The organism is Methanococcus maripaludis C5, from assembly GCF_000016125.1.
In the GTDB taxonomy this organism is placed as follows: Archaea; AGJL01; Methanococci; order Methanococcales; family Methanococcaceae; genus Methanococcus; species Methanococcus maripaludis_D.
On sequence record NC_009135.1, the window covers coordinates 542,215 to 565,878 of the forward strand.

Consider the following 23,664-nt stretch of genomic DNA (forward strand, 5'->3'; position numbering starts at 1 on the left):
AGTTTTAAATTAATTTTCAAGTTCATTTAATGAATAAACTCCAAGTTCTCCAGATTTAATTGCTTCAATAGCTTTAATTGCAGCATACGCCCCTTGTAATGTAGTCATACACGGAATGTTTAATTCTACTGCAGCCCTTCTGATATAATATCCGTCAGTTTTAGCTTTATCTCCCGAAGAAGTGTTTATTAATAAATCAACTTCTCCTTTCTGCATTAAATCAAGAACACTGTTTTGCATACTTTCTGAGATTTTTCTAACTTCCCTTACAGGAATGTCGAATAACCGAAGTTCTCTTGCAGTTCCTCTTGTAGCAACGATTTCAAAGCCTAAATTATGGTATTTTTTAGCGATTTTTGTAATGTTGTCTTTATCCCTGTTTCTTACGCTGATAAATACAGTTCCAGATGTTGGAAGTTCCATGTTTGCTGAAAGCTGGGATTTGTAAAACGCTTTTCCAAAGTCCTGGTCAATTCCAATTGCTTCACCGGTTGACTTCATTTCCGGGCTTAATACAGGATCTACTCCTGGAAGTTTTAAGAATGGAAATACTGCTTCTTTTACGCTTACATATTTTGCTTTTGCAAGTCCCGAGTATCCCATTTCCTTTAATTTTTTGCCCATTATTGCATTTGTTGCAATTTTTGCAAGTGGCACACCAACTGATTTACTTACATATGGGATGGTTCTTGAAGCTCTCGGGTTTGCTTCAATAATATACACAACACCGTCTTTTACGGCGTACTGAATGTTTAACAAACCAATTACTCCAAGTTCAAGAGCAAGTTTGGTTGTATGTTCCGCAATTTTTTCGATTACTTCTTTTGAAAGCGTTTGAGGTGGAATTACACAAGCGCTGTCTCCACTGTGAATTCCCGCTTCTTCAATGTGTTCCATGATTGCGCCAATAAATACGCTTTCTCCATCGCACACTGCATCAACATCTACTTCAACAGCTTCTTCTAAGAATTTATCAATTAATATCGGGTGATCGGATGAAACTTTAACTGCTTCTCTCATGTAGTCTTTTAAATCTTCTGTGTTGTAGACGATCTGCATTGCACGACCCCCTAACACGTATGAAGGTCTAACAAGTGCAGGGTATCCAATTTTTTCAACAACCTTAAGAGCCTGTTCTTCACTAACTGCAGTTGCACCATCTGCTTGAGGTATTTTTAATTTTTCAAGCACGTGTATGAACTGGTCCCTATCTTCTGCAAGGTCGATTGATTGAGGGGAAGTTCCTAAAATGTTTACTCCAGAATTGTAGAGTTTCATTGCAAGGTTAATCGCAGTCTGTCCACCAAACTGAACGATAACTCCAAGCAACTGTCCGTTTTTATTTTCATTTTCAATTATATTCATTATTTCTTCGTAGACTAATGGTTCGAAGTATAGTTTATCCGAAGTATCGTAGTCAGTACTTACGGTTTCAGGGTTGTTGTTTACAATAATTGCTTCGATTCCAAGTTCTTTTAATGCAAAAATTGCGTGAACTGTCGAGTAATCAAATTCAACACCTTGCCCGATTCTAATTGGTCCAGAACCTAATATTATTACCTTTTTCCTATCTGAAGAGATGCTTTCGTTCTGTTCTTCATCGAAGTATCTTTCGTATGCTGAGTAGTAATATGGCGTTTTTGCTTCAAATTCCGCTGCACAGGTGTCTACCATCTTGTAAACTGGAATTACTTCGAGTCTTTTTCTAAGGTCTCTTATTTCATTTTCAGTTTTTGAAAATATTTTTGAAACTTGAACATCTGAAAAGCCCAATGATTTTGCTTTTAAAAGGATTTCTTTTAATTTTTCGTCAGCTACAGGAAGTCTTGAAATTACTTCGAGTTCTTTTTTACAGTCGATAATTTTTTTGATTTTTTCAATGAAGAATGGATTTATTCCTGTTCTTTCACAAATTCCATCAACACTCCACCCTTTATCGAGTGCGTAAGCAATTACAAAGAGTCTTTCATCTGTCGCATGTTCTAAAATATCAACAATTTCAGAATTTGAGTATTCTTTGTCTTTTCCGTCTGCAATTATTCCAAATCTTCCAATATCTAAACTTCTAACTGCTTTTTGAAGGGCTTCTTCAAGATTCCTTCCAATCGCCATGATTTCCCCAGTGGACTTCATGGAAGTTCCAAGTTTTTTGCCAACAGTTCTGAATTTATCAAACGGCCATCTTGGAATTTTTACAACAACATAGTCGATCGTCGGTTCAAAACTTGCAGGTGTTTCTTTTGTAACATCATTTTGTATTTCATCGAGTGTTCTTCCAATTGCAATTTTTGCAGCGATTTTTGCAATAGGGTATCCTGTTGCTTTACTTGCAAGTGCAGAACTTCTTGAAACTCTAGGGTTTACTTCAATTACTACGTAATCCGTCATTTCAGGGTTTACTGCAAACTGAACGTTACAGCCACCTTCGATTTTCAAGTGTCTGATGATTTGTAACGAAGCGTCTCTTAATCTTTGGTGGAATTCATCGCTTAAGGTCTGTGAAGGCGCAGTTACGATACTTTCACCCGTGTGTATTCCCATTGGATCGATATTTTCCATGTTACATACCACAATACAGGTATCGTTTTTATCCCTCATTACTTCGTATTCGTATTCTTTCCAGCCTAAAAGACTCTGATCAATTAAAACTTGCTTGATCATTGAGTATTTCAATCCTTTTTTCGTAATTTCGATTAATTCTTCTTCGTTATTCGCAACTCCACCGCCTGTTCCTCCAAGGGTGAATGCGGGCCTTACAATTGCAGGGTATCCAAGTTCTTTGGTAGCTTCAATTGCTTCTTCAACACTGTGAACGGCTGCAGATTTTGCTATAGGCTGGTTAATTTCTTTCATTGCTTTATTGAATAAATCTCTATCTTCTGAAGTTTCAATTACGCTTTCTGTTGAACCCAAAAGTTCAACACCGTGTTTTTCCAAGATTCCGCGTTTTGAAAGTTCCATTGCAAGATTTAAACCAGTCTGACCACCCATTGTTGGGAGAATTGCATCAGGCTGTTCTTTTTCAATAATTTTTTCCAATATTTTTGGGGTCAATGGTTCCAAATAAACCTTGTCCGCAATGTTTGTGTCGGTTTGAATGGTTGCAGGGTTTGAATTTACTAAAATTGTATAAATGCCCTCTTCCTTTAAAGATTTACAAGCTTGAGAGCCAGAAAAGTCAAACTCCGCAGCTTGTCCGATAACAATGGGGCCCGAACCCAAAATCATTACCTTTTTTATATCCTCTCTTTTCAAAATTCCACCTTAGGATACCTTTTCCATATAATATGGTATTCTCGTTTTTAAACTCTATGATAATATAAAATTCAAATTGTCAAAGTATATCATAAGACCAATATTTAAATTATCCGCTCAAACCAATTTCAAATATTTTGAATCGATTAAAAATGAAGATTTGTATCATTCTAAAAAATAGAATTTAAGCAAAAAAATGTTATTCATTTAGTTGCGATTTTTTAATGTAATTTTAAAGATATTATGCTATTTTATAGTTTTTTAACATAAATATTTTTATGAAAATGTTATCGTGGAATGTAAATGGGATTCGTGCATGTTTGAAAAATGGTTTCATGGATTTTTTAAAACGTGAAAGTCCGGACGTCATGTGCATACAGGAGACAAAAGTGCAAAGCGGACAGGTCCAGCTGGGGCTTGATGGGTATTTTCAGTACTGGAATTACGCAGAAAGGAAAGGTTATTCTGGAACTGCGGTTTTTACTAAAATAAAGCCAAATGAAGTTATTTATGGAATAAAAAACAGTGAACACAATGGTGAAGGAAGAGTAATTACTCTTAAATTTGACGAATATTATTTAGTAAATGTTTACACTCCAAATTCCCAAAGGGGCCTTACAAGACTTAAATACCGGCAAAAATGGGATCAGGACTTTTTGAATTATGTAAAAACGCTTGAAAATAAAAAACCCGTAATATTTTGTGGGGATTTAAATGTCGCACACAAAGAAATTGATTTAAAAAATCCAAAAACTAATGTAAAAAATGCAGGATTCACACCTGAAGAAAGAAAAGGGTTTGATAATATTGTAAATTCTGGATTTTTAGATACTTTTAGGGAGTTTAACAAAGAACCTGATAATTATTCTTGGTGGAGCTACAGGTTCAACGCGAGAGCAAGAAATATTGGATGGAGAATCGATTACTTCTGTATTTCTGAGAGTTTACGAAATAATCTGAAAGATGCATTTATAATGTCTGAAATAATGGGTTCTGACCACTGTCCTGTTGGAATTATATTTGACTAGTTCTTTTTATTTTCAAGTATTCTCATTATTTTTTAACTTTAGATTATTTTTAGATTTATTTTTAATTTTCATAATCGATAAGCTTTTTAAGCGAGACGGCATTACATTTAAGAGAACATTTTGAAAAGGATTTTAGAAACAGTGATAATTATGAAAGATACTGTAATGGCATATTTACTTGAAAATTCGATTAAATTCAAAGGAAAACCAAATCCAAAGGCTGCAATGGGTAAAATACTTGGAGAAAACCCCGATTTAAGAAGCAAAGTTAAAGAAGTAAATCAAGTTATTTCTGAAGTTGTAAAAGAAATTGAAACAATGTCTCTTGAAGAACAGCAGGCAAAATTAGACGAACTTGCTCCAGAAGGGCTAGGACAAAAAACGGAAAGAAAAAGAAAAGAAATTGAACTGAAAAACGTTAAAGGAAATGTTGTAATGAGATTTGCACCAAATCCTTCAGGACCCCTCCATATTGGACACGCAAGAGCATCCGTACTAAACGACTTTTTCACAAAAAAATACAATGGAAAACTTGTTCTAAGGCTTGAAGATACTGATGCTAAAAGGGTTCTTCCGGAAGCTTACGAAATGATTCAAGAAGACTTAAAATGGCTTGGAGTAAAAGTTGACGAAGTAATTGTTCAATCAGAAAGGCTTGAAACATACTATGAATACGGTAGAAAATTAATTGAAATGGGACAAGCTTACGTCTGCGACTGTGATGCGGATGAATTTAGAACATTAAGAGAACAGGGAACCCTTTGTAAATGTAGGGATACCATTCCAGAAGAAAACTTGAAATTATGGGAAAAAATGCTCGCTGGAGAACTTGATAATGTTGCAGTCAGGTTAAAAACAGATATTGCACACAAAAACCCATCAATCAGAGATTTTCCAATATTTAGGATTGAAAGAACCCCTCACCCAAAAAATGGAATAAAATATCACGTATATCCATTAATGAATCTTTCAGTAACGGTTGACGACCATCTGCTTGGCATGACGCATGTTTTAAGAGGAAAAGACCACATTGTAAACACCGAAAAACAAGAATATATCTACAACTACTTTGGATGGGAAATTCCAGAATATGTTCACTACGGAATTTTAAAAATAGAAGGGCCTGTTTTAAGTACCTCAAAAATGCATGCAGGAATTTTGAGTGGTGAATACTCAGGCTGGGATGATGCAAGGCTTGGAACTTTAAGGGCACTTAGAAAAAGAGGAATAAGGCCAGAAGCACTCTATAAATTAATGGTTGAAATTGGAATAAAACAGGCAGACGTTAGATTTGCATGGGAAAACCTCTACGCCGCAAACAAAGACATAATCGATAAAGATGCGAGAAGATTCTTCTTTGTAGAAAGTCCTAAAAAATTAGTAATTTCTGGTGCAGATAGTAGAAAAATCGATCTTAGAATGCATCCTGATAGAAGTGAACTTGGAAACAGAGAATTATTATTTGACGGTGAAATATACGTTTCAGACGATCTTGAAGCTGGAAAAATGTATAGATTAATGGAATTATTCAATATTGTTGTTGAAAAAGTAGAAAATGATATTCTCTATGCAAAATACGATAGTGATGATTTTGCAATTGCAAAAAGCAACAAAGCAAGTATTATTCACTGGATTCCAGTAAAAGACAGTGTTCCTGTAACCGTTATCGATGAAAATGCTGAAAAAATTGAAGGATTTGCAGAAAAAGACTTTGCAGTTGTAAAAGAAGATGATTTTGTCCAGTTTGAAAGATTTGGATTTGTAAGAATTGATGAAAAAGTAGACAATGGGTATACCTGCTACCTAACTCATAAATAAATTTACAATTTTTTTAGATTTTTATTTATTTTTAAAATTCACGAGTTTTTATAACAAATTTATAATTAGTCTAAAGATGATAATCCATAATTTAAAGGAATAAGTGATTTCAAATGGAAAGCCAAAAAAAGATTTTAAAAGTAACAATTGATTCAAAAATTGCTGGAAACAAGTTAATCGATGTTTTAAAGGACGATTTTGAACTTTCCAATAAAATGATAAAAAAGTTCGATAAAGAAAAGAAAATCTTTGTAAATTCTAAAAATATTTCCTTAAAATCAAAATTAAAAGAAAACGAAACCGTTTCTGTTGAAATCGATTGCGGAATTAATAATATTGATCCTGAAAAACTGCTATTATGCGTAATTTACGAAGACGACGATTTATTGATTGTTGATAAACCAAAAAACATGGTTGTCCACCCAACTAAAAATGTACTATCTGGAACACTTGCAAATGCAATTTCAAATCACCAGAAAATAAATAATCAAAACTACAAAATAAGATTTGTAAACCGTCTTGATATGGATACCACGGGACTTTTAATCATTGCAAAAAATTCTTATTCTCATCAACAGTTAGCAAAACAGATGGATGAAGGAATTTTAGAAAAAATATATATTGTGGTAGTAAATGGCCATCTGGATTCAAAAGAAGGGGTTATTGAAGATTCAATCGATTTAAATGACGATGGTATAAAGAGAGAATTATCTACTTTTGGAAAAATTTCTAAAACTAAATACAAAGTAATTGAAGAATTCAATAATGTATCAGTTCTTGAAATAAAATTGTTAACAGGTAGAACACACCAGATACGGGTTCATTTATCAAGTTTTGGAAATAATATAATTGGAGATACTCTTTATGGAAAAACTGCTGATTTAATCGAGAGACAAGCTCTTCATTCGCATATTTTAAGATTTATTCATCCAATAACAAAAGAAAATATGGAAATTAGATCAAAACTGCCAGATGATATGGAAAATCTCATAAAAAACTTGAAAAACTAAAAATCGTGTGTTGTGGGAAAAATGGTACTTTTAAAAAATGGAAAAATTGTATCTGACGATAATATGATGGAATCAGATATTTTAATTGAAGATGGGATAATTCAAAAAATTGAAAAAAATATTGATTATTCTGGTGAAACAATTGATTTAAAAGGAAATTATGTTTTTCCCGGGTTTATCGATTCTCACGTTCATTTTCGTTGGGGAAATCCCGAAAAAGAAGATTTTGTGTCCGGAAGCGAAGCTGCAATTGCAGGCGGGGTTGTTTATGCAATAGATATGCCAAATAACACGCCTCCTGTGACTACAAAAGAAATATTTTACAAAAAAATGAAAGAAGGAAACGAAAAAAGCAAGATAAACTTGTATTTTGCTTACGGGGTTACTGAAAATAACTATTTAGAAAATGTCGAAGAAGCGAAATTTTATAAAATTTTTATGGTAAAATCAGTCGGCGACCTGTTTATAAGCGATTATTCAAAATTAAGGGTAATTCTTGACCAAAATAAGATTTTTGCAATTCACGCAGAACACAAAAATATAATTTCAGAATGTTCGGAAAAATACGAATTAAATAGTTTCGAAAATCACTGTAAAATTAGAAGTCGAGAAAGCGAGATTGAAGCAGTTAAAGAAGTTTTAAATGTTTTACAAAAAATTGATAAAGAAAGTAAAAATAAACCTCACGTTCATTTCTGCCACATTTCAGTTAAAGAAGCGCTTGAATTAATAAAAAATGCCAAAAAAACTCTTAAAAATGTAAAAGTAACTGTTGAAGTTAGTCCTCACCATTTATTTTTAAATTCAAAAATGGCTGAAGATCTGAAAGGTTGTGGAAAATTCAACCCTCCATTAAGGGAAGAATTAGACAATTTGGCATTATTAAATGGAATTATCGATGGAAATGTTGACGTTGTTGCAACTGATCACGCACCGCATTTACTTAACGAAAAATTAAATCCTGTGGAAAAATGCCCTTCAGGAATTCCCGGGATTGAAACACTTGTGCCATTGATTATGGATTTGGTAAACGAAGGAAAAATTTCAATTTTTGATGCGTACCGAGTTTTATCAAAAAATCCTTCAGAAATTTTTAAAATAAATAATAAGATTGAAATTGGAAATAGCGCAAATATGACTGTTGTCGATATGGGCAAAGAATACAAAATATCTGCCAAAGATTTTAAGTCAAAGGCTAAATTCACGCCTTTTGAAGGAAAAACTGTTAAAGGAAAGCCTGTTGCAACATTGGTTAATGGGAAGATATATATATTATAATCTTTCTAAAACATACTATAATATATAAAATTTAGAACGGTGGTAAAAAATGACGTATCGGTTGGAACAGTCGGAAATAAATGTCGAATCATTCTGTAAATTAAGTTCATTTGAAAGTGTTGTTTTATTCCAGTGGTGGCAGTAATCACTGTGTAATTTGTTAGTGGACGCTATAGTCCGGTTAATTAGTATTTTTGCAGTTGTTATCAAGAATTTAAAGATATCAGTATAGTTAATATCAATATATCTAACAATACGGATGAATATAAAAATTCTAAGTATCGACTACACGGTTTATCAATTTAATTAAGATTTAAATTTTAGAGGGCAATTATGACCATAAATTTTAAAAAGCAGGCAAATGCCATAAAAAATTTTGACAAAAACCCAATCATTGCGGAAATCAAAGTTCATTCTCCAAAATATGGCGATTTGTTGAAAGGAAGATCTGAAATGGATATTTTAAGAATATACGAAGAAGCAGGGGCAGTTGGAATTTCATATATTACAGATAAGCAGCATTTCAATGGAAACTTTGACGTTTTTAGAAAAATCTGTGAAAATACCGAACTTCCAGTTTTAAGAAAAGATTTTCTAACAACAAAAGACGAAATCGAAAAAACAGCAAGTGCTGGTGGAAGCACAGTTTTGATTATTACAAGATTATTGAAAGAAAAAACAGCAGAATTTGTAGATTTTGCACTTGAATGCGGGCTCGATACTCTTGTTGAAGTTCATAACACAGAAGAAATTGAAATTGCGAAATCTACGAACACAACAATGATCGGAATAAACAATAGGGATATTTCAAAATTGGAACTCGATGACGGAACTGTTTCATTAACTGAACAACTTGCAGATTTAATTCCAAAAGACAGAATTCTTGTCAGCGAAAGTGGAATTGCTAATTTAACTGATTTAAAAACCGCATTAAAATATGCAGATGCCGCACTAATTGGAACATCATTCATGACGGCCGAAAACCAAAAAGAGTTCGTAAAAAGTTTTGTTGGGGGAAAATAATGTTAAACAAACTAATTGAACGCGAAAATCTATCATTTAAAGAATCATACGAATTATTCAATATGCTTTTAAATGAAAGTGAAATGAGAATAGCAGCTTATTTGGTAGCTTTACAGACAAAAGGGGTTACTGCTGATGAAATTGCAGGATTTGCAAAAGCAATGAGGGATAATGCAGTAAAAATCGACCTTGGGGAAGTTACTGACACGTGCGGAACTGGTGGGGATGGTTCAAAAACAATAAATGTGAGCACTGCAGTTTCGATAATTCTTGCATGTTTTACAAAAGTTGCAAAACACGGAAACGTTTCAATTACTTCAAACAGTGGTTCGGCAAATGTTTATGAAGCACTGGGCTGTAAAATTCCTGAAACTCCCGAAGATGCAAAAAAATCAATGGATAAAACTAACTTTGTATTCTTGTTTGCTCAAAAATACCACCCTGCACTTAAAAAAATAATGCCTGTTAGAAACGAACTGAAAGTAAAAACGATATTTAATATTTTAGGGCCTCTTGCAAATCCTGCAAACCCAAAATACCAGATACTCGGAGTAAACTCTGCAGAATTGTGTGAAAATGTTGCATTCGCGTTATCAAAAGTTGGAGGCATTAAAAAAGCGCTTTTGGTATATGGCAATGGCCTTGATGAGTTAACTCCAAATGGTACTTCAAAGATAACTGAATATGATGGAAAATTTGACACTTACGAAGTAACTCCAAAAGACTTTGGATTGGATTACTCAAAAATAATTCCTTGTGAAAGCCCTGATGAAAGTGCAAAAAGATTAATCGATGTATTTTCTGGAAAAATCAATGAAGATAGGAATTTTATATTAATGAACGCTGCAGCTGCACTTTATACTTCAGAAATAGCATCAGACTTCTTAGATGGTGTTGAAATTGCAAAAGAAGCAATCGAATCTGGAAAAGTCCTTAAAAAACTTGAGGAGATAAGAAATGTATAAATTGGATTATGTAAATCCTCTAAAACTTTACGGGGTTTTACGGGATGAAGGAAAATATCCAGTAATGCTTGAATCAAGAGCTAAAGGACAGATTAATGCAAGGTACACATACATTTCCTCAAATCCTGAATATATGCTTAGAATCGGAAATAAAACCAAAATGGACAATGAAACGATTTCAAAAGAAAGCAACCCTTTCAAAGCTTTGAAAGAAAATTTTAAAATTACTCAAAAAGGAGACAGGTTTACTGGTGGATACGTTGGATATATTGCATATGACTGCATCCATAACTACATCGGCGGAAAAATCGAGGAACCTTCAGTATTTGGGTATTACGACCACATGTATGTTTACGATCATGAAACAAGGAATTTTTACTATCATTCTGAAACTAATAATTCAGAAGAATTAAGAAATGCTGAAGCAACTGTTGAAAAAGCAAAAAATTTCAAAATCGAAGAAGAAGATGGCGGAATTGAAGTTTTAGGGTGCGATGCAGACTTGGATGACTACGTAAAAATGGTTGAAAAAACTAAAGAGTATATCTATTCAGGCGATGCTTTTCAGGTCGTTCCTTCAAGAGAATATCGCTTGAAAAATAAATTTTCTGCATTTCAACTTTATCGGAATCTTAGAAATGTAAATCCAAGTCCTTACATGTTTTTGCTTGAATTTGATAAGGATGTAGTTGGAGCATCTCCAGAAACAATGGCTTCAGTTCAAAATAATATTTTAAAAGTAAATCCAATTGCAGGAACTGCTCCAATTGGAAAAACTGAAAACGAAACTCAAAAGTTGGCAGAAATGCTTTTAAAAGATGAAAAAGAGCGAGCAGAACACATGATGCTTGTTGACCTTGCAAGAAATGATGTTAGAAAAGTTTCAAAATCTGGAAGCATTGTTCTTGAAAGGTTTTTTGATGTTGTAAGATACAGCCATGTTCAGCATATCGAAAGTGAAGTGTTAGGAACATTAAAAGATAATTCAACAATATTTGATGCAATAGAAGCTGCATTCCCTGCAGGAACCTTAACAGGGGCTCCAAAATTCAGGGCAATGGAAATTATTGATGAAGTTGAAAAATCAAGAAGAAAAATTTACGGTGGAGCTGTCGGTTATTTTTCAAACAGCGGCAATGCGGACCTCGCGATTGGAATCAGGATGGCAGAAATCGACAGCGTTTGCAGGGTAAGGGCAGGCGGAGGAGTTGTAGCTGATTCTGTACCTGAAAATGAATACTACGAAACAGAGCGAAAAATGGCCGCAATGATGAAAGCACTGGGTGTTCAAAATGATAGTGATAATAGATAATAAAGATTCGTTTGTATGGAATTTGGCAGACTATGCATCGATTTATGATTCTGTAAAGGTTGTTCCAAACACGATTTCAATTGGGGATTTAAAAAAATTAAATCCTGATGGAATAATTATTTCACCAGGTCCTGGAGCTCCAGAAAATAAAAGGGACGTTGAAAACTGTCCCGAAATTATAAAAACTATGGATGTACCTGTTCTTGGAGTATGTCTTGGACACCAGACAATTGCGCATATATTTGGTGGAAAAGTTGGAAGAATTCCTCCGGTTCATGGAAAATCGAGTTCTGTAACGCATGATTCAAAAGGAATCTTTAAAGATATAAAAAATCCATTCACTGCGGGAAGATACCACTCTTTAGCGGTTTTAGAAGTTCCTGAAAATTTCACTGTTACTGCAACAACTGAAGATGGGACTGTCATGGGAATAAGGCATAATGATATGCCGATCGAAGGATTTCAATTCCACCCTGAAAGTGTATTAACAGAATTTGAAGAAAAAGAAGGGCTAAAAATTATTGAAAATTTTGTGAAATTCGCAAAAAATTATAAATCTTCGAAAAAATAATAAGTGAAAAATCATGTTCATAAAAATTTGCGGAATAAAAACACCAGAAGAACTCGAAATTGTTGAAAATTATGGCAACGCTACCGGAGTAATTTTGGAATGTGTTTCAAAAAGAAGAATTGGCTTCGAAACAGCAAAAAATCTTGTAAATTTAGCAAATATTCCTGTATTTGCAGTTTCAACAACATCTGATGTTTCAGTATGGGAAAATATTATTGAATTGACAGGTACAAATTATTTACAGATGCATTCCGATATTGACCAAAAAGCAATAGATTTCATAAAAAATGAGTACGGATGTTTCATAATGAAATCGTTTAAAATTCCGGAAAAAAGCGAATCACCTGAAAATGATGCCCAAAAAATTATCTCAGATATTGAATCTTATGAAGTTGATAGAATTTTATTAGATACTGGAAAAGGATGTGGGCAGACTCACGACCACAGGATAAGCCAAATACTTGCAAAAAAGTTTGACATTGTTCTTGCAGGCGGTCTTGATCCAGATAACGTATTGAAAATTGTAAAAACTGTAAAACCGTTTGGAGTTGACGTTTCAAGTGGAGTCGAGAATAATAATTCAAAGGATGAAGAATTGATAAAAAGATTTTGTGAAAATGTAAAATCGGTGAAATTATGAAATGTGAAGGATACTTTGGAGAATTTGGTGGGCAGTTTATCCCTGAAGTTTTGATGCCTGCAATTGATGAGCTCAAAGAAGCATATTTTGAGTTAAAAGATGACGAAGACTTTCAAAACGAGCTTTCTTACTATTTGAAAAATTATGCAGGACGTGAAACACCGCTTTACTATGCTGAAAATTTAACCAATAAACTCGGCGGTGCAAAAATTTACTTAAAAAGAGAAGATTTACTTCACGGTGGAGCTCACAAAACTAACAATACTATCGGTCAGGCGTTACTTGCTAAAAGAATGGGTAAAACAAGAATAATTGCAGAAACAGGTGCAGGACAGCACGGTGTTGGAACTTCAATGGCGGGAGCATTGTTTGGACTCGAAACTGAAATTTTCATGGGAAGGCTTGATACCGAAAGACAGCAACCAAACGTATTTAGAATGAAACTTCTTGGTGCAAAGGTTACACCAGTTGATACAGGTTCAAAAGTTTTAAAAGATGCGGTAAACGAAGCAATGAGGAATTGGACTGCAACATTTGAAAATACACATTATTTAATCGGAACTGTAATGGGGCCACACCCATTCCCAACGATTGTTAGGGATTTCCAGTCCGTAATTGGAAAAGAAGTTAAAAAACAAATTATGGAACAGGAAGGAAGACTTCCAGACCACCTAATTGCATGCATTGGTGGTGGAAGCAATGCGCTTGGTTTATTCCACGCATTTATTCAATATAAAGACGTTAGGATGGTTGGAATCGAAGCTGCAGGAAAAGGACTTAATACAAGTCTTCACGGAGCATCCATTTCAAAAGGAAAGAAAGGAGTTCTTCATGGAATGCTTTCATACTTTTTACAGGATGAAGACGGCCAAATTGAAGAAGCATACAGTATTTCAGCAGGATTAGACTATCCTGGAATCGGTCCAGAACACGCATATTTACACGATTCTGGAAGAGCAGAGTATGCATCTGCAACTGATGATCAGGCATTAAGCGCATTTATGGAACTTACAAGAAGTGAAGGAATAATTCCAGCTTTAGAATCTTCACACGCGGTAGCTTATGCGATTGAAAATGCAGGAAACATGGATAAAGATGAAATAATGGTCATAAACCTTTCAGGAAGGGGCGACAAAGATTTAAACACCGTAATCGACATCATGCAAAAAAGAGGGATGTAAATGAATAAACCTGTGTTAGTCAGTTTTTTAGTTTCTGGAGATCCAAATCCGGATGCAACATTGAAATTTATGAAAACACTCGATAAATATTCGGGAGTAATCGAGCTTGGAATTCCATTCAGCGATCCTGTTGCAGACGGACCAACGATTCAAGCGGCAGATGTAAGGGCACTTTCAAACGGATTTAAAATTGCAAAATCCTTTGAAGTATTGAAAGAATTTAGAAAAGAGTCTGATACCCCTGTAATTTTGATGACATATTACAATCCAGTATTTAAAAGAGGAATCGAAAACTTCGTAATTAGTGCCAAAGAAGCAGGTGCAAAAGGGCTTATTATTGTTGATTTGCCACTTCAAGAAGCAACTGAATATAGAGAAATCTGCAAAAAACACGAAATGGGAACGGTATTTCTTGCAGCACCAAACACTCCCGAAGAACGTTTAAAAATATCTGATGAAGCAAGTACTGAATTTTTATATCTTATTTCAACTTTTGGGATAACTGGTGCAAGGGATACCTTTGAACAGATGACTTTTGATTTTATTAAACGAGCAAGGACAACATGCAAAGGAAAAATCTGTGTTGGATTTGGAATTTCAAAAGGAAGTCATGCAGAAAGTTTAATCGAGCAAGGTGCTGATGGAGTAATTGTTGGAAGTGCTTTTGTAGACATTATTAAAAATTACGGAGATTCAGAAGAAGCGCTTGTTAAATTAGAAGAATTCGCAAAAGAATTAAGCGAAGGAATTGATAAAGGATACGAAAAAAGAAATAAATAACTAAAAAAATTAATTAAAAAATTAGAAGAACTTATCAAGGGTAACTTGCCTTTGATTGCTTTTTAATATTTTACTTTTTGTTTCATAGTCTTTCATTGGCACATCAAGGTATTTTTTTATTTCTTCAAGTGCTGATTTTAAGTTATTAAATTTACCAAGTCTATTTTCCATTGCAAGTTTTACGCCGGTTCTAATCTGCCAGACTCCAACTGGGGCATAATATTCTGGAGTAATTTCTCTAAATACAAGTATTTTCGCTTGTTTTTTTCTTTTTTTAAGATATTCTAAAATGCTGAGTCGGCTTGCATAAAATGCACCAGTTATTTCATCAGCATAGCCTTTCATTCCAGTAATATCTTCAAAGTCTCCCAAAATCTGGTAATTTTCGCCACTGAATAATGAACCTTTAAGCCATACCTCAAGCATCTCAAATGCGTACATATCTGGAATTAAAAGCACAGCATACCTATTCCCGAGGAAATTTTTATAATATACCTCATAATCGTTGATTTGATTATTTTCCACTATTTTTTTCTTTACGTACTTTCCAAGCAGATCCTGTGCAGCAGTTATGCTCCATTTTGTCGGAACCAGCTTTTTATTTATTCCAAGGAGGCCTGTTGAAAGGAGTTTTATTATATAATATTCATCAAATCCTGAATCGTAAAGTGAAATCATCCCTTCATTCGCCTTTAATTCATCATTTACTATATAATCGGATTTTCGAGGGATTTTCGGGTTTTCTGCAAGTCTGAATTTTAACATGCTTTCTCGTGGGCCGACAGGGGGCGTAAATCCACCAGTTATTAATTCAAGTTTTGGAGCTTTTTTAAGTTCGATTTCACTGTCAACGGGTTTATTCGCCATTGCAAGTTCCTGAATATTATTCAATAAATTTGAATTTTTGTTTACCTGAACATTCGCATTAGTTTCGCCCATAACCAGCATTGAACGAAATTCCATGATCTCTGGAATTGAAATATTATCCCATCGACTTGGATCATCCATAAAAGACGTATCCCCTTCTACCGGTGGAACCATTGGCCCAATCCTGACATTCGGGTATCCAAATTCTCCAACAAAAACAGAAGGGGGGGATGCTCCAAAAATCTCTTTTTTATTTATTTTGGATTCAACTGCTTTTGCAACTCTGAATTTTTCAAGTATCGGGCATCGGGGCCTTCCACAAAGCAGTTTTCTACCTTTACAAAGAGCACATGTTTTTGACCGGAAAAGTTCCATAAAATCCCTTTGAAATTTTTAAATTACAATTTTAAATTTATCCATTATTAAGGCTTTTTTTATAAATAATCTTTAGGCATTCACCTAATTTAAACTTTTTTTAGATTTTTCGTAAACTTTGAAAGATTTAAATGTATTTAGTTGGTTTTACAAAGATATATAAGCTAATCTGACTAAATGTATAGTCTTAACTTCAAAACAGAAGGCGATTCTAATGAATATAATTTATATTTTGATAGTCGGTTTAATTATCGGCTATTTATTTAAGAGCAAGATTGAAAAAATCGATTTATCAAAACCAATAAATTTCGCACTCCTTCTCTTGATATTTTTTATGGGCGTGGAGGCCGGAAAAGTTGATTTAAACGCATTTTCAACGTTTGTAGTTTCAATGGAATTTTCAATTATTGTAATGGTTACAAGCCTCCTTACAGCGGTATTTTTGGGAGGTAGATTTAGATGAATTTTACAGTTTTGGTATTAATCGCCCTAATTTTGGGATTTATCGTTGGAAAAATATTTGGAATAGATTTTGGAAACATGTATGAAATAATGCTCTATATCCAGATTTTGTTAATTGGAATCGACCTTGGAAAAAGTAGTGGTCTTAGGGGAGTTAAAAAAGTTGGAAAATTTGGGATATTACTTCCTTTATTTACGATTATCGGGTCATTGATCGGCGGAATAATTTCATCAATCGTTTTAGACATCCCTTTAAAATATGCACTCGCAATTGCATCTGGAATGGGGTGGTACAGTCTTTGTGGGCCAATTTTAGCAGAATATTCTGCAATTTATGGAGTAATGGGATTTTTGGTAAATCTTGCAAGAGAAGTTTTGACAATTGTTTGTTATTCATTTGTGGTAAAAAAGTTTCCAAAAGATATGGCAATTACGCTTGGTGGTGGAACCAGCATGGATTCAACACTTCCAATAATTGTTAAATTTGGTGGAAAAGACATAATGATTCTTTCATTCGTCCACGGGTTTATATTGACACTTCTAATTCCATTTATAACGCCGTTTATATTGATGCTTCCATTGTAATATCCTAATAATCTATTTTAAAAGGAATTACCAACTAAATTATTTTTAAAAATTTAAAAAGTTATTTAGATTATATTTGAGTCGTTGTATTTATTTCCAGATTCTTTGAAATCTGTGTTATTTAAAATTTCTAAATCAATACCGTAACTCGAAATTTTATTTCCATGAATGTCGCAGTCGTTTGAATCGTAAATACCCATGCCCAGAATCATAGCGTCTACTATGTCATTTGAAGTTATTTTAGCATTTGTAGCCATATATAAGTATATGCCTTGATAAGCATCCACTATATCATTTGAAGTTATTTTTAAATCCGTGGCTATATATGCACATATACCTCGAGAATTATTTATTATGTCATTTGAAGTTATTTTGGCATTTGCGGAGTTACCGCTAAGAGTAATTCCCAATCCAGAATCAATAATTTCATTATTTACTATTTCAACATTTGTTATCGGTATTGTGTATGGGTATGCGGTGGAAATATACAGCGGAAACATGCATTCAGAAATGCTGTTTTGTTCTACCCTAATATTTTCACATCCTTCATATATTCCAATACCATCTTCATCACTGTTTGGAATGTTATTTTTAAATATGGTACTGTCTGATACGCCCATAAAGCATATTCCGGATGCAAATCCGCTGATATTCATATCTTTAATTGTGAGTCCAGAAACGTATAATGCCCGTACTCCACAATCTTGGGTATACCCGTTATGAATATAGTCCCCTTCAATATAATGTCCATTCCCCTCAAGAGTCACGTTATCTACAATTATTTCTATTGCAGGACCATTCAAACCTGATTCAGACACATTTAACAAGTATTTTCCAGAATCATTTATGGTATAAGGTAATGAATTTATGTAGTTAGTATTTGTTCCTTTTTCACCACCTGCTGCAGCATACGCAAAAGACATACTCAAAAATACTGCGAGAGCTAAAGCTATTAATGGTTTATAACTAATTTTAGTCATTTTTAATTCACCCCCGTGTTTACAATTAGATTTATCCTTTTATTGCTATTTAAAAGTAATTAAAAAACGTTTATAACGGTTTAATAGTTTAATAAATAATTTATACCATTATTAATTAAAAAATAAGGTATTATAAAACGTATTTATAGAATATGCGGGTTTTAAACGTAAATTGTCGAAAATCTTGAAGGAAAATCACAATTTAAATTTCAAAAAAGTCCATTTTCGTTTAAAAATTAAAAAAAGAAATATTTATTTTATTATTCTGTGATATGATTTCCGCTTATATCATTTACTTCTTCATCAAGGGAAATGTCATTGGGCACAAATTCTTTCTCCCAGTCGGGCCACCAACTTGTGAAATACCAGTAGCTATTATTTAGCACAGTATTTGCATGTATTTTGTTGCCGTCACAATCGTAACCCAATGCTACGATTCCTCCCCCATAGTAAAATCCAAGGTTATTGTTACAGACATCATTGTTAATTATTTTATTTCCATCAGACTCACACATTAATGCTATTCCATAGCAACAGCCTGTTACATTATTTTTTTCTATCATGCAGTTTGTGGCATTCTGAAGCACTATTCCAGCAAGTTGGCAAGATATGGTCGTATCTTTTACAGTTGCCCCCTTACAATTTATTAAATATACTCCAGAACCGTCACCACTGATGTGGTATCTGTTTCCATCAAATGTAACGTCATTAGCTGTAATGTAAATGGGCCCAGTTATGTCATTCATTAAAAGATATTTTCCAGATTCATTTATTCGCCTGAAGAATTTATGTATCTAGTATTGCCCTGATCCCCTGTAGGAGCAGCGCTTAAAGCAACTAAGCTCATCATCATTGCGAGAGCCAAGGCTATCAGTGGTTTATAACCAATCTTAATCATTTTTAATTCACCCCTGTGTTTACAATTAGTTTTATTCCCTTATTACTATTTAAAATTAATTAAAAAACGATTATAACACTTTAATACTTTAATAACCGGTTTATAACGATATTCATTATTATTGTCTTAAAATGTAGATTTAATTTACACTTTTTATCTAAGCCAGTTCATAACGCCCTGCCAGAATTTTCCAAGTACCCCTTGTGGTTCAGTGTCTTGGCTGGTGCCTTGATATTGGTTACTTTGCCCAGACTGGGTCGATAAATTTCCCTGTGCACCATATCCAGTACCTGTTTCCATATCACCAGATATAATTTCGAGATACTCTGATTCACTGATGTACTGTGGCTCGTATGACCCACCATTTGTTTCAATTACTTTTGTAAATGATCTTAAATGGTTTCTTGAACCTTTTTCTAAATTGTCATATACTGCAGTGATATCTTGATTATCAGATATTTCATTCAATCTTTGCAAATCATAAATGTCTAAATCTTCAACTGTTGCACCGACTATTAATGAATCTAATAATGAAGTCGACCCAGTTTCAACCAAACTTGCATATAATTCGTTTAAATCCTGATTTGTAAATACTCCTCTTGTATCGCCAGTAACAGGATCCGTTAAATTATATTTATCCAATAGTAATTTTACTGCATTAGTGTGTGTACTTTCACTATTTGCGATATTTAAGAAAATCTGCTGGCCCCAAATATCATATAGCTCCAAGTAAACGTCCCTAGCTAATTTTTCCTCTTCCCTCATTAATATTAAACCATCAATTTCTTCCGGACTTAATTCTTCAACAGCGTACATGCTAATTTCTTGCTGATGATTTACCTGAGTGTCATCATACAATTGATACAATTGTCCACCTTGATTTTGTCCGTAGCCCTTACCCTGATTACCCTATGCAAACGCAGAACTTAGGATGACTAAGAGTATTATTGCAGTTGCAGTAAATCTCATCGTTTTCATTATTGCCCATCCCCCATAATTTTTTAATATGATTATTTATTTTAAAAAAGAACTTTAAGATAGTTTTGAAATGGGCATAATCTGAAGTATAAAAAACCGAAATTTTTGTAATAAAAACGTATGTTTTTCTAACTTTTCAAATCTTTTAAAAAAGTAGCGATTTATTTCGGATTTTCGGTTATAAAACCCGTTATAAAATCAAAGTAAGAATATTTTTAATTTTATGGTTTTTCTGACCTATTTCTATTATAATTTAGAATCTTTTAATGCAAAGTTGACAGCTGCTTCTGCATGTATTTTCGAAGTATCAAAAATAATTGCATCACAGTTTTCCTGTTTTATAAGCAGTGGAATTTCGGTACAGCCCAGTATTATTCCTTCTGCCCCGTTTTTACAAGATTATCTATAATTTTTAAGTATTTTTGTCGGGATTCTTCTTTTATTATTCCAGAAACCAGCTCTTTATAAATTACATTATGAACTACGTCTCTTTCTTCGTCAGATGGAATTATTACCTCTATTCCGTGTTTTTCTTTTAATCTGCCAGAATAAAATTCCTGTTCCATTGTAAATTTTGTACCTAAAAGCCCTACTTTTTTGATATTTTTCTGTTTTATGTCTTCTGCAACTGCGTCAACAATGTGAACCAATGGAATGTTTATATTTTCTGAAACTGAATCTGCAACAGTGTGCATCGTGTTTGTACATATCACAATTCCTTCTGCCCCTGCTTTTTCAAGCGTTTTGGCAATGTCTGTGAGTTTTTCTGCAATAACGTCCCATTCTTCATCATGAGATAACTTGTCAAATTCTGCAAAATCAACAGAATAAAGAATACATTTTGCTGAATGGGGAGCTCCAAGTTTATCCCGAATAGATTGATTTATAGTTCGATAATATTCTAAGGTGGATTCCCAGCTAAGGCCCCCGATTAATCCAATAGTTTTCATGATTTTCCCCTTGTTTAATTTTTTTAATTTAGATTATTTTTAAAATAGGACCTGTTCTCTCAGGACCTTAAAATTTATTTTTAAAACTCATTCAAAACTTTCCAAAATCAGATTTATTAGATATATTTTGTCGTGATGATCGAAATCAAGAATTATTATCGTATTTCCATCGATTTTGTAAGTTAAAACAAACGATTTATCGATATGTACTCTTCGAATTCCTTTCATATCGTTTCTAAGTGGTTTATAATGGTCAGGATTTTCCATTATTTCTTTAATCTTTTTATTTATGATTTCAAGCTGTTTTTTATTTTTCTTCTGAAGTTTTTTAAATGCCTTATAAGCGTCTTCTGAAATCTCAATATTATAAGTCATTTAACCCAAACTCCTCTGAAAAGTTGTTTACCTTTCTAAATTTGCCTTTGCAGATTCTTTCGATCTTTTCGATATATTCCTGTCTTAGTTCGGGTTCTTCTTCGATAATCGAACGCATGAAAAACTCAATCTGTTTACTCATGCTCATTCCACGATCTTTGCAGTGTTTTGAAAATTTTGAATATACTTCTTCATCTACATTGAATGATTTTACAGCCATGCTTTCACCTTATTTAATATTATATAATGTTAAATAATGTTATATAATTTTCCGCTAGTTGAGCGAAAAGTATGGGGTAAAAAAATAGATTAAATCTGATATGGTAAATAGATTAAAAATTAGTTATTTCTGTTTTAATTCATAAAATACCTGTTTTCCGTCCTTTTTCCTAATGATTACACTAGTTTTTTCCAGACGTTTTAAAGTATCATATAATGCTTTTGTACCGCCTTTAAAATTCTTTACAAGGTCTTTTGGTTGTGAACGGCCATTCTTTAAGATAGATAATACCTGTTCATTATCAGTTTCTCGTTTAATTGTTTTTTTATACCGTTCAGTATTAATGTACTTCTCAATTCCGTTAAATTTACTTTCCATTACTTTAATTTTTTCAGAACTTATTTTTTCGTTATTTTTTCTATTATCCATCCAGGTTTTAACAACGGTCCAGTTCTTATTAACATGTTCTAAATCTTTAATCCGGTCTTCTAATTCTTTGATTTTCAAATCCTGTTGTTCTTTGACTTTCTGTTCCTGTTCAATATATTTCAATATTTTATCTAATGTATTTCCCAATTCTTGGATCTTTTTTGTATTGTTTTTGATATCTTCGAAGTATTCTGGGAGCCCTTCATCTAAATCCTTAAAGTACTTAGAATGCTCTTTTAATTCTTTACTAATTCCATTAACTTTATTATCAAGTTTGCCTAACTCTAACGTTATTTTATCATTATCTAGTATATTTCTCCCATTTTCATTATTATTTTCAATTGTTTTACGTATTTTATCTAAAATAATCCTCACCCTAAAATTAAATTTATTATTCCCTGTTTAAAAATAATTATAATATAATTTTATCTTTAATTACCTAGTATATTATCTATTAAACCACGTATAAAAGGTTAATTTGAATTATAATGTAATTATTAAGAAAATAAGGGGTATTTCAGAGATATTGGCAGATATCCGGTTAATTATTCGTAATCAAATATGGCCTTTGACCCAAATTGCCAAAATCACGGGTTTGAATACTAGATGTTAAATTAAATTGAAAAATGAAAAAAATTTAAAAAATAGATATTTGGGAATAATCAACTAATAATTATTTTTTATACTGATAAATTCTTTTTAACTAAGAAAAGGGAAAATAGCCAATAATAGGGCATATTAGGTTCTGGGAGATAAAAAAAACTAAAAAAATGGGTACCAGTCATAAATTAAATTGAAAAATTTCTAGTTCAAAATCCTTCAGGAGCTCCAGATGATATAATTATTTTTAAGTTTCTTTAGTTTTGATCCTCAAAAAACCAGGGATTCTGATACTGAGGTCATGATTCCATATTCATGAAAACCACTCTTCCAGGGAGTAAAAAAATAGATTAAAAATCTGATACGATACATAAATTAAATTGAAAAATTTTTCAAATTTTTTTGAAAGATCCTTTGAAACCAGGGTATCTTCAAGGGTAGAAAAGTAATATAATTATATTTTAACTTTCTTTTTAAGAATAGCTTGTTCGTTCTGAAGCCTTATGTTTAATGTCGATAGGGTATAGTTTAATGCTTCTTCAAGCACTCGATAATCCTTCCACTCATTACGAGTTCTTTTAAAGCGTTTCAAGTTTTCAAAGAATTCATATTTCACATCTTCAGATAAGTTCAGCTGTTTTGATATTTTTCCAGCTTCAGTTTTCAAGATCTGTAACTTCGAACATTTTGCATTATTAAATACTGATTCAGTCTGCAGATATCCACAACATTTGTTTTCAGTATCAACAAAAACTGGCCTGACCTTTCCAGTCAAATATTCTTTTTCATAATGGACTACAGCCTTCAAACACTTTGGACATATTCTAATCATCTAAAACCCCTCACGTAGTTATTGATAGTAATATACTACATGAAAGGTTTTTTGTTTGAAATATAAGTATATGCTGAATATTACGGCAATTAAACAATAAAATAGCGGTTTAATAGTATAAAGATACCGTCCACTTACTCCGGAAACTTTCAGAAAAAAGAAGCCCAAAACGGCGAGTTTAATAACACTAAAATTTTAATCCGGTAGTCTCTGGAATAACTTTTATGGTCCTAATGGTGTTAACCTCCTTGA

23 protein-coding genes and 1 pseudogene are annotated in these 23,664 nt (G+C 33.0%); 13 read left to right on the forward strand and 11 right to left on the reverse strand.

Features of this window, described 5'->3' with window-relative positions:
• Positions 1–9: 9 nt before the first annotated feature.
• Positions 10–3,255, reverse strand: a complete 3,246-nt coding sequence (carB, locus tag MMARC5_RS02945) for a carbamoyl-phosphate synthase large subunit (protein ID WP_011868349.1) — start codon at positions 3,253–3,255, stop codon at positions 10–12.
• Positions 3,256–3,533: 278 nt separating this feature from the next.
• Between carB and MMARC5_RS02950 the strand changes: the two genes are divergently transcribed.
• The 11 genes from MMARC5_RS02950 (at position 3,534) to trpA (ending at position 14,861) form a co-directional block, all read left to right on the forward strand.
• The gene (locus tag MMARC5_RS02950; RefSeq protein WP_011868350.1) at positions 3,534–4,283 is read left to right on the forward strand and encodes an exodeoxyribonuclease III; all 750 of its coding nucleotides are present in this window, start codon (positions 3,534–3,536) and stop codon (positions 4,281–4,283) included.
• Positions 4,284–4,433: 150 nt separating this feature from the next.
• Positions 4,434–6,101: a glutamate--tRNA ligase gene (locus MMARC5_RS02955; protein WP_011868351.1), complete on the forward strand. Its 1,668-nt coding sequence runs from the start codon at positions 4,434–4,436 to the stop codon at positions 6,099–6,101.
• 113 nt (positions 6,102–6,214) lie between these two features.
• Positions 6,215–7,111, forward strand: a complete 897-nt coding sequence (locus MMARC5_RS02960) for an RluA family pseudouridine synthase (RefSeq protein WP_011868352.1) — start codon at positions 6,215–6,217, stop codon at positions 7,109–7,111.
• A 21-nt stretch (positions 7,112–7,132) separates the two neighbouring features.
• Positions 7,133–8,389, forward strand: a complete 1,257-nt coding sequence (gene pyrC, locus MMARC5_RS02965) for a dihydroorotase (RefSeq protein WP_011868353.1) — start codon at positions 7,133–7,135, stop codon at positions 8,387–8,389.
• A gap of 333 nt (positions 8,390–8,722) precedes the next feature.
• Positions 8,723–9,412 (forward strand): indole-3-glycerol phosphate synthase TrpC, encoded by a 690-nt coding sequence (trpC, locus tag MMARC5_RS02970; protein ID WP_011868354.1) that lies wholly within the window; start codon positions 8,723–8,725, stop codon positions 9,410–9,412.
• Positions 9,412–10,377 carry an anthranilate phosphoribosyltransferase gene (gene trpD / locus MMARC5_RS02975; RefSeq protein ID WP_011868355.1) on the forward strand — a complete coding sequence of 322 codons (966 nt, stop codon included), beginning with the start codon at positions 9,412–9,414 and terminating at the stop codon, positions 10,375–10,377. The genes trpC and trpD overlap by 1 nt, the downstream gene beginning before the upstream one ends.
• Positions 10,370–11,689, forward strand: a complete 1,320-nt coding sequence (locus tag MMARC5_RS02980) for an anthranilate synthase component I (RefSeq protein WP_011868356.1) — start codon at positions 10,370–10,372, stop codon at positions 11,687–11,689. Before trpD ends, MMARC5_RS02980 begins: the two co-directional genes overlap by 8 nt.
• Positions 11,670–12,260 carry an aminodeoxychorismate/anthranilate synthase component II gene (locus MMARC5_RS02985; RefSeq protein ID WP_011868357.1) on the forward strand — a complete coding sequence of 197 codons (591 nt, stop codon included), beginning with the start codon at positions 11,670–11,672 and terminating at the stop codon, positions 12,258–12,260. The genes MMARC5_RS02980 and MMARC5_RS02985 overlap by 20 nt, the downstream gene beginning before the upstream one ends.
• A gap of 13 nt (positions 12,261–12,273) precedes the next feature.
• Positions 12,274–12,900 carry a phosphoribosylanthranilate isomerase gene (locus MMARC5_RS02990; RefSeq protein ID WP_011868358.1) on the forward strand — a complete coding sequence of 209 codons (627 nt, stop codon included), beginning with the start codon at positions 12,274–12,276 and terminating at the stop codon, positions 12,898–12,900.
• Complete coding sequence (gene trpB / locus MMARC5_RS02995; RefSeq protein WP_011868359.1) at positions 12,897–14,081, forward strand: tryptophan synthase subunit beta; 1,185 nt, start codon at positions 12,897–12,899, stop codon at positions 14,079–14,081. Before MMARC5_RS02990 ends, trpB begins: the two co-directional genes overlap by 4 nt.
• Positions 14,082–14,861, forward strand: a complete 780-nt coding sequence (gene trpA, locus MMARC5_RS03000) for a tryptophan synthase subunit alpha (protein WP_011868360.1) — start codon at positions 14,082–14,084, stop codon at positions 14,859–14,861.
• Between the two features lie 21 nt (positions 14,862–14,882).
• Here trpA and MMARC5_RS03005 read toward each other — a convergent pair whose 3' ends face one another.
• Entirely contained in the window at positions 14,883–16,103 is a 1,221-nt protein-coding gene (locus MMARC5_RS03005; protein WP_011868361.1) for an Nre family DNA repair protein, read from the reverse strand.
• A 214-nt stretch (positions 16,104–16,317) separates the two neighbouring features.
• On the opposite strand from MMARC5_RS03005, the gene MMARC5_RS03010 reads away from it, so the two are divergent.
• Together MMARC5_RS03010 and MMARC5_RS03015 are read left to right on the forward strand one after the other, a co-directional pair.
• On the forward strand, positions 16,318–16,566 hold the full coding sequence (locus MMARC5_RS03010) for a hypothetical protein (RefSeq protein ID WP_011868362.1): 249 nt from the start codon (positions 16,318–16,320) through the stop codon (positions 16,564–16,566).
• Positions 16,563–17,150: a LysO family transporter gene (locus MMARC5_RS03015; protein WP_011868363.1), complete on the forward strand. Its 588-nt coding sequence runs from the start codon at positions 16,563–16,565 to the stop codon at positions 17,148–17,150. The genes MMARC5_RS03010 and MMARC5_RS03015 overlap by 4 nt, the downstream gene beginning before the upstream one ends.
• Positions 17,151–17,215: 65 nt before the next feature.
• Here MMARC5_RS03015 and MMARC5_RS03020 read toward each other — a convergent pair whose 3' ends face one another.
• The 9 genes and pseudogenes from MMARC5_RS03020 to MMARC5_RS03055 all read right to left on the reverse strand — a co-directional run bounded on the left by MMARC5_RS03020 (position 17,216) and on the right by MMARC5_RS03055 (position 23,412).
• Positions 17,216–18,130 carry a NosD domain-containing protein gene (locus tag MMARC5_RS03020; protein ID WP_011868364.1) on the reverse strand — a complete coding sequence of 305 codons (915 nt, stop codon included), beginning with the start codon at positions 18,128–18,130 and terminating at the stop codon, positions 17,216–17,218.
• A 260-nt stretch (positions 18,131–18,390) separates the two neighbouring features.
• Entirely contained in the window at positions 18,391–18,876 is a 486-nt protein-coding gene (locus MMARC5_RS03025) for a NosD domain-containing protein (RefSeq protein ID WP_011868365.1), read from the reverse strand.
• Between the two features lie 23 nt (positions 18,877–18,899).
• Positions 18,900–19,028 (reverse strand): hypothetical protein, encoded by a 129-nt coding sequence (locus tag MMARC5_RS09910; protein WP_269208421.1) that lies wholly within the window; start codon positions 19,026–19,028, stop codon positions 18,900–18,902.
• Positions 19,029–19,181: 153 nt separating this feature from the next.
• Positions 19,182–19,895, reverse strand: coding sequence for a DUF2202 domain-containing protein (locus tag MMARC5_RS03030; RefSeq protein ID WP_011868366.1), 714 nt, complete (start codon positions 19,893–19,895; stop codon positions 19,182–19,184).
• 357 nt (positions 19,896–20,252) lie between these two features.
• Positions 20,253–20,956 (reverse strand): annotated as a pseudogene (locus MMARC5_RS03035) (aspartate/glutamate racemase family protein).
• A gap of 87 nt (positions 20,957–21,043) precedes the next feature.
• On the reverse strand, positions 21,044–21,331 hold the full coding sequence (locus MMARC5_RS03040) for a type II toxin-antitoxin system mRNA interferase toxin, RelE/StbE family (protein ID WP_011868367.1): 288 nt from the start codon (positions 21,329–21,331) through the stop codon (positions 21,044–21,046).
• Positions 21,321–21,551 (reverse strand): hypothetical protein, encoded by a 231-nt coding sequence (locus MMARC5_RS03045; RefSeq protein ID WP_011868368.1) that lies wholly within the window; start codon positions 21,549–21,551, stop codon positions 21,321–21,323. Before MMARC5_RS03045 ends, MMARC5_RS03040 begins: the two co-directional genes overlap by 11 nt.
• Positions 21,552–21,674: 123 nt before the next feature.
• Positions 21,675–22,355 carry a hypothetical protein gene (locus MMARC5_RS03050; protein WP_011868369.1) on the reverse strand — a complete coding sequence of 227 codons (681 nt, stop codon included), beginning with the start codon at positions 22,353–22,355 and terminating at the stop codon, positions 21,675–21,677.
• Between the two features lie 679 nt (positions 22,356–23,034).
• Positions 23,035–23,412: a hypothetical protein gene (locus MMARC5_RS03055; RefSeq protein WP_011868370.1), complete on the reverse strand. Its 378-nt coding sequence runs from the start codon at positions 23,410–23,412 to the stop codon at positions 23,035–23,037.
• Positions 23,413–23,664: the final 252 nt, after the last annotated feature.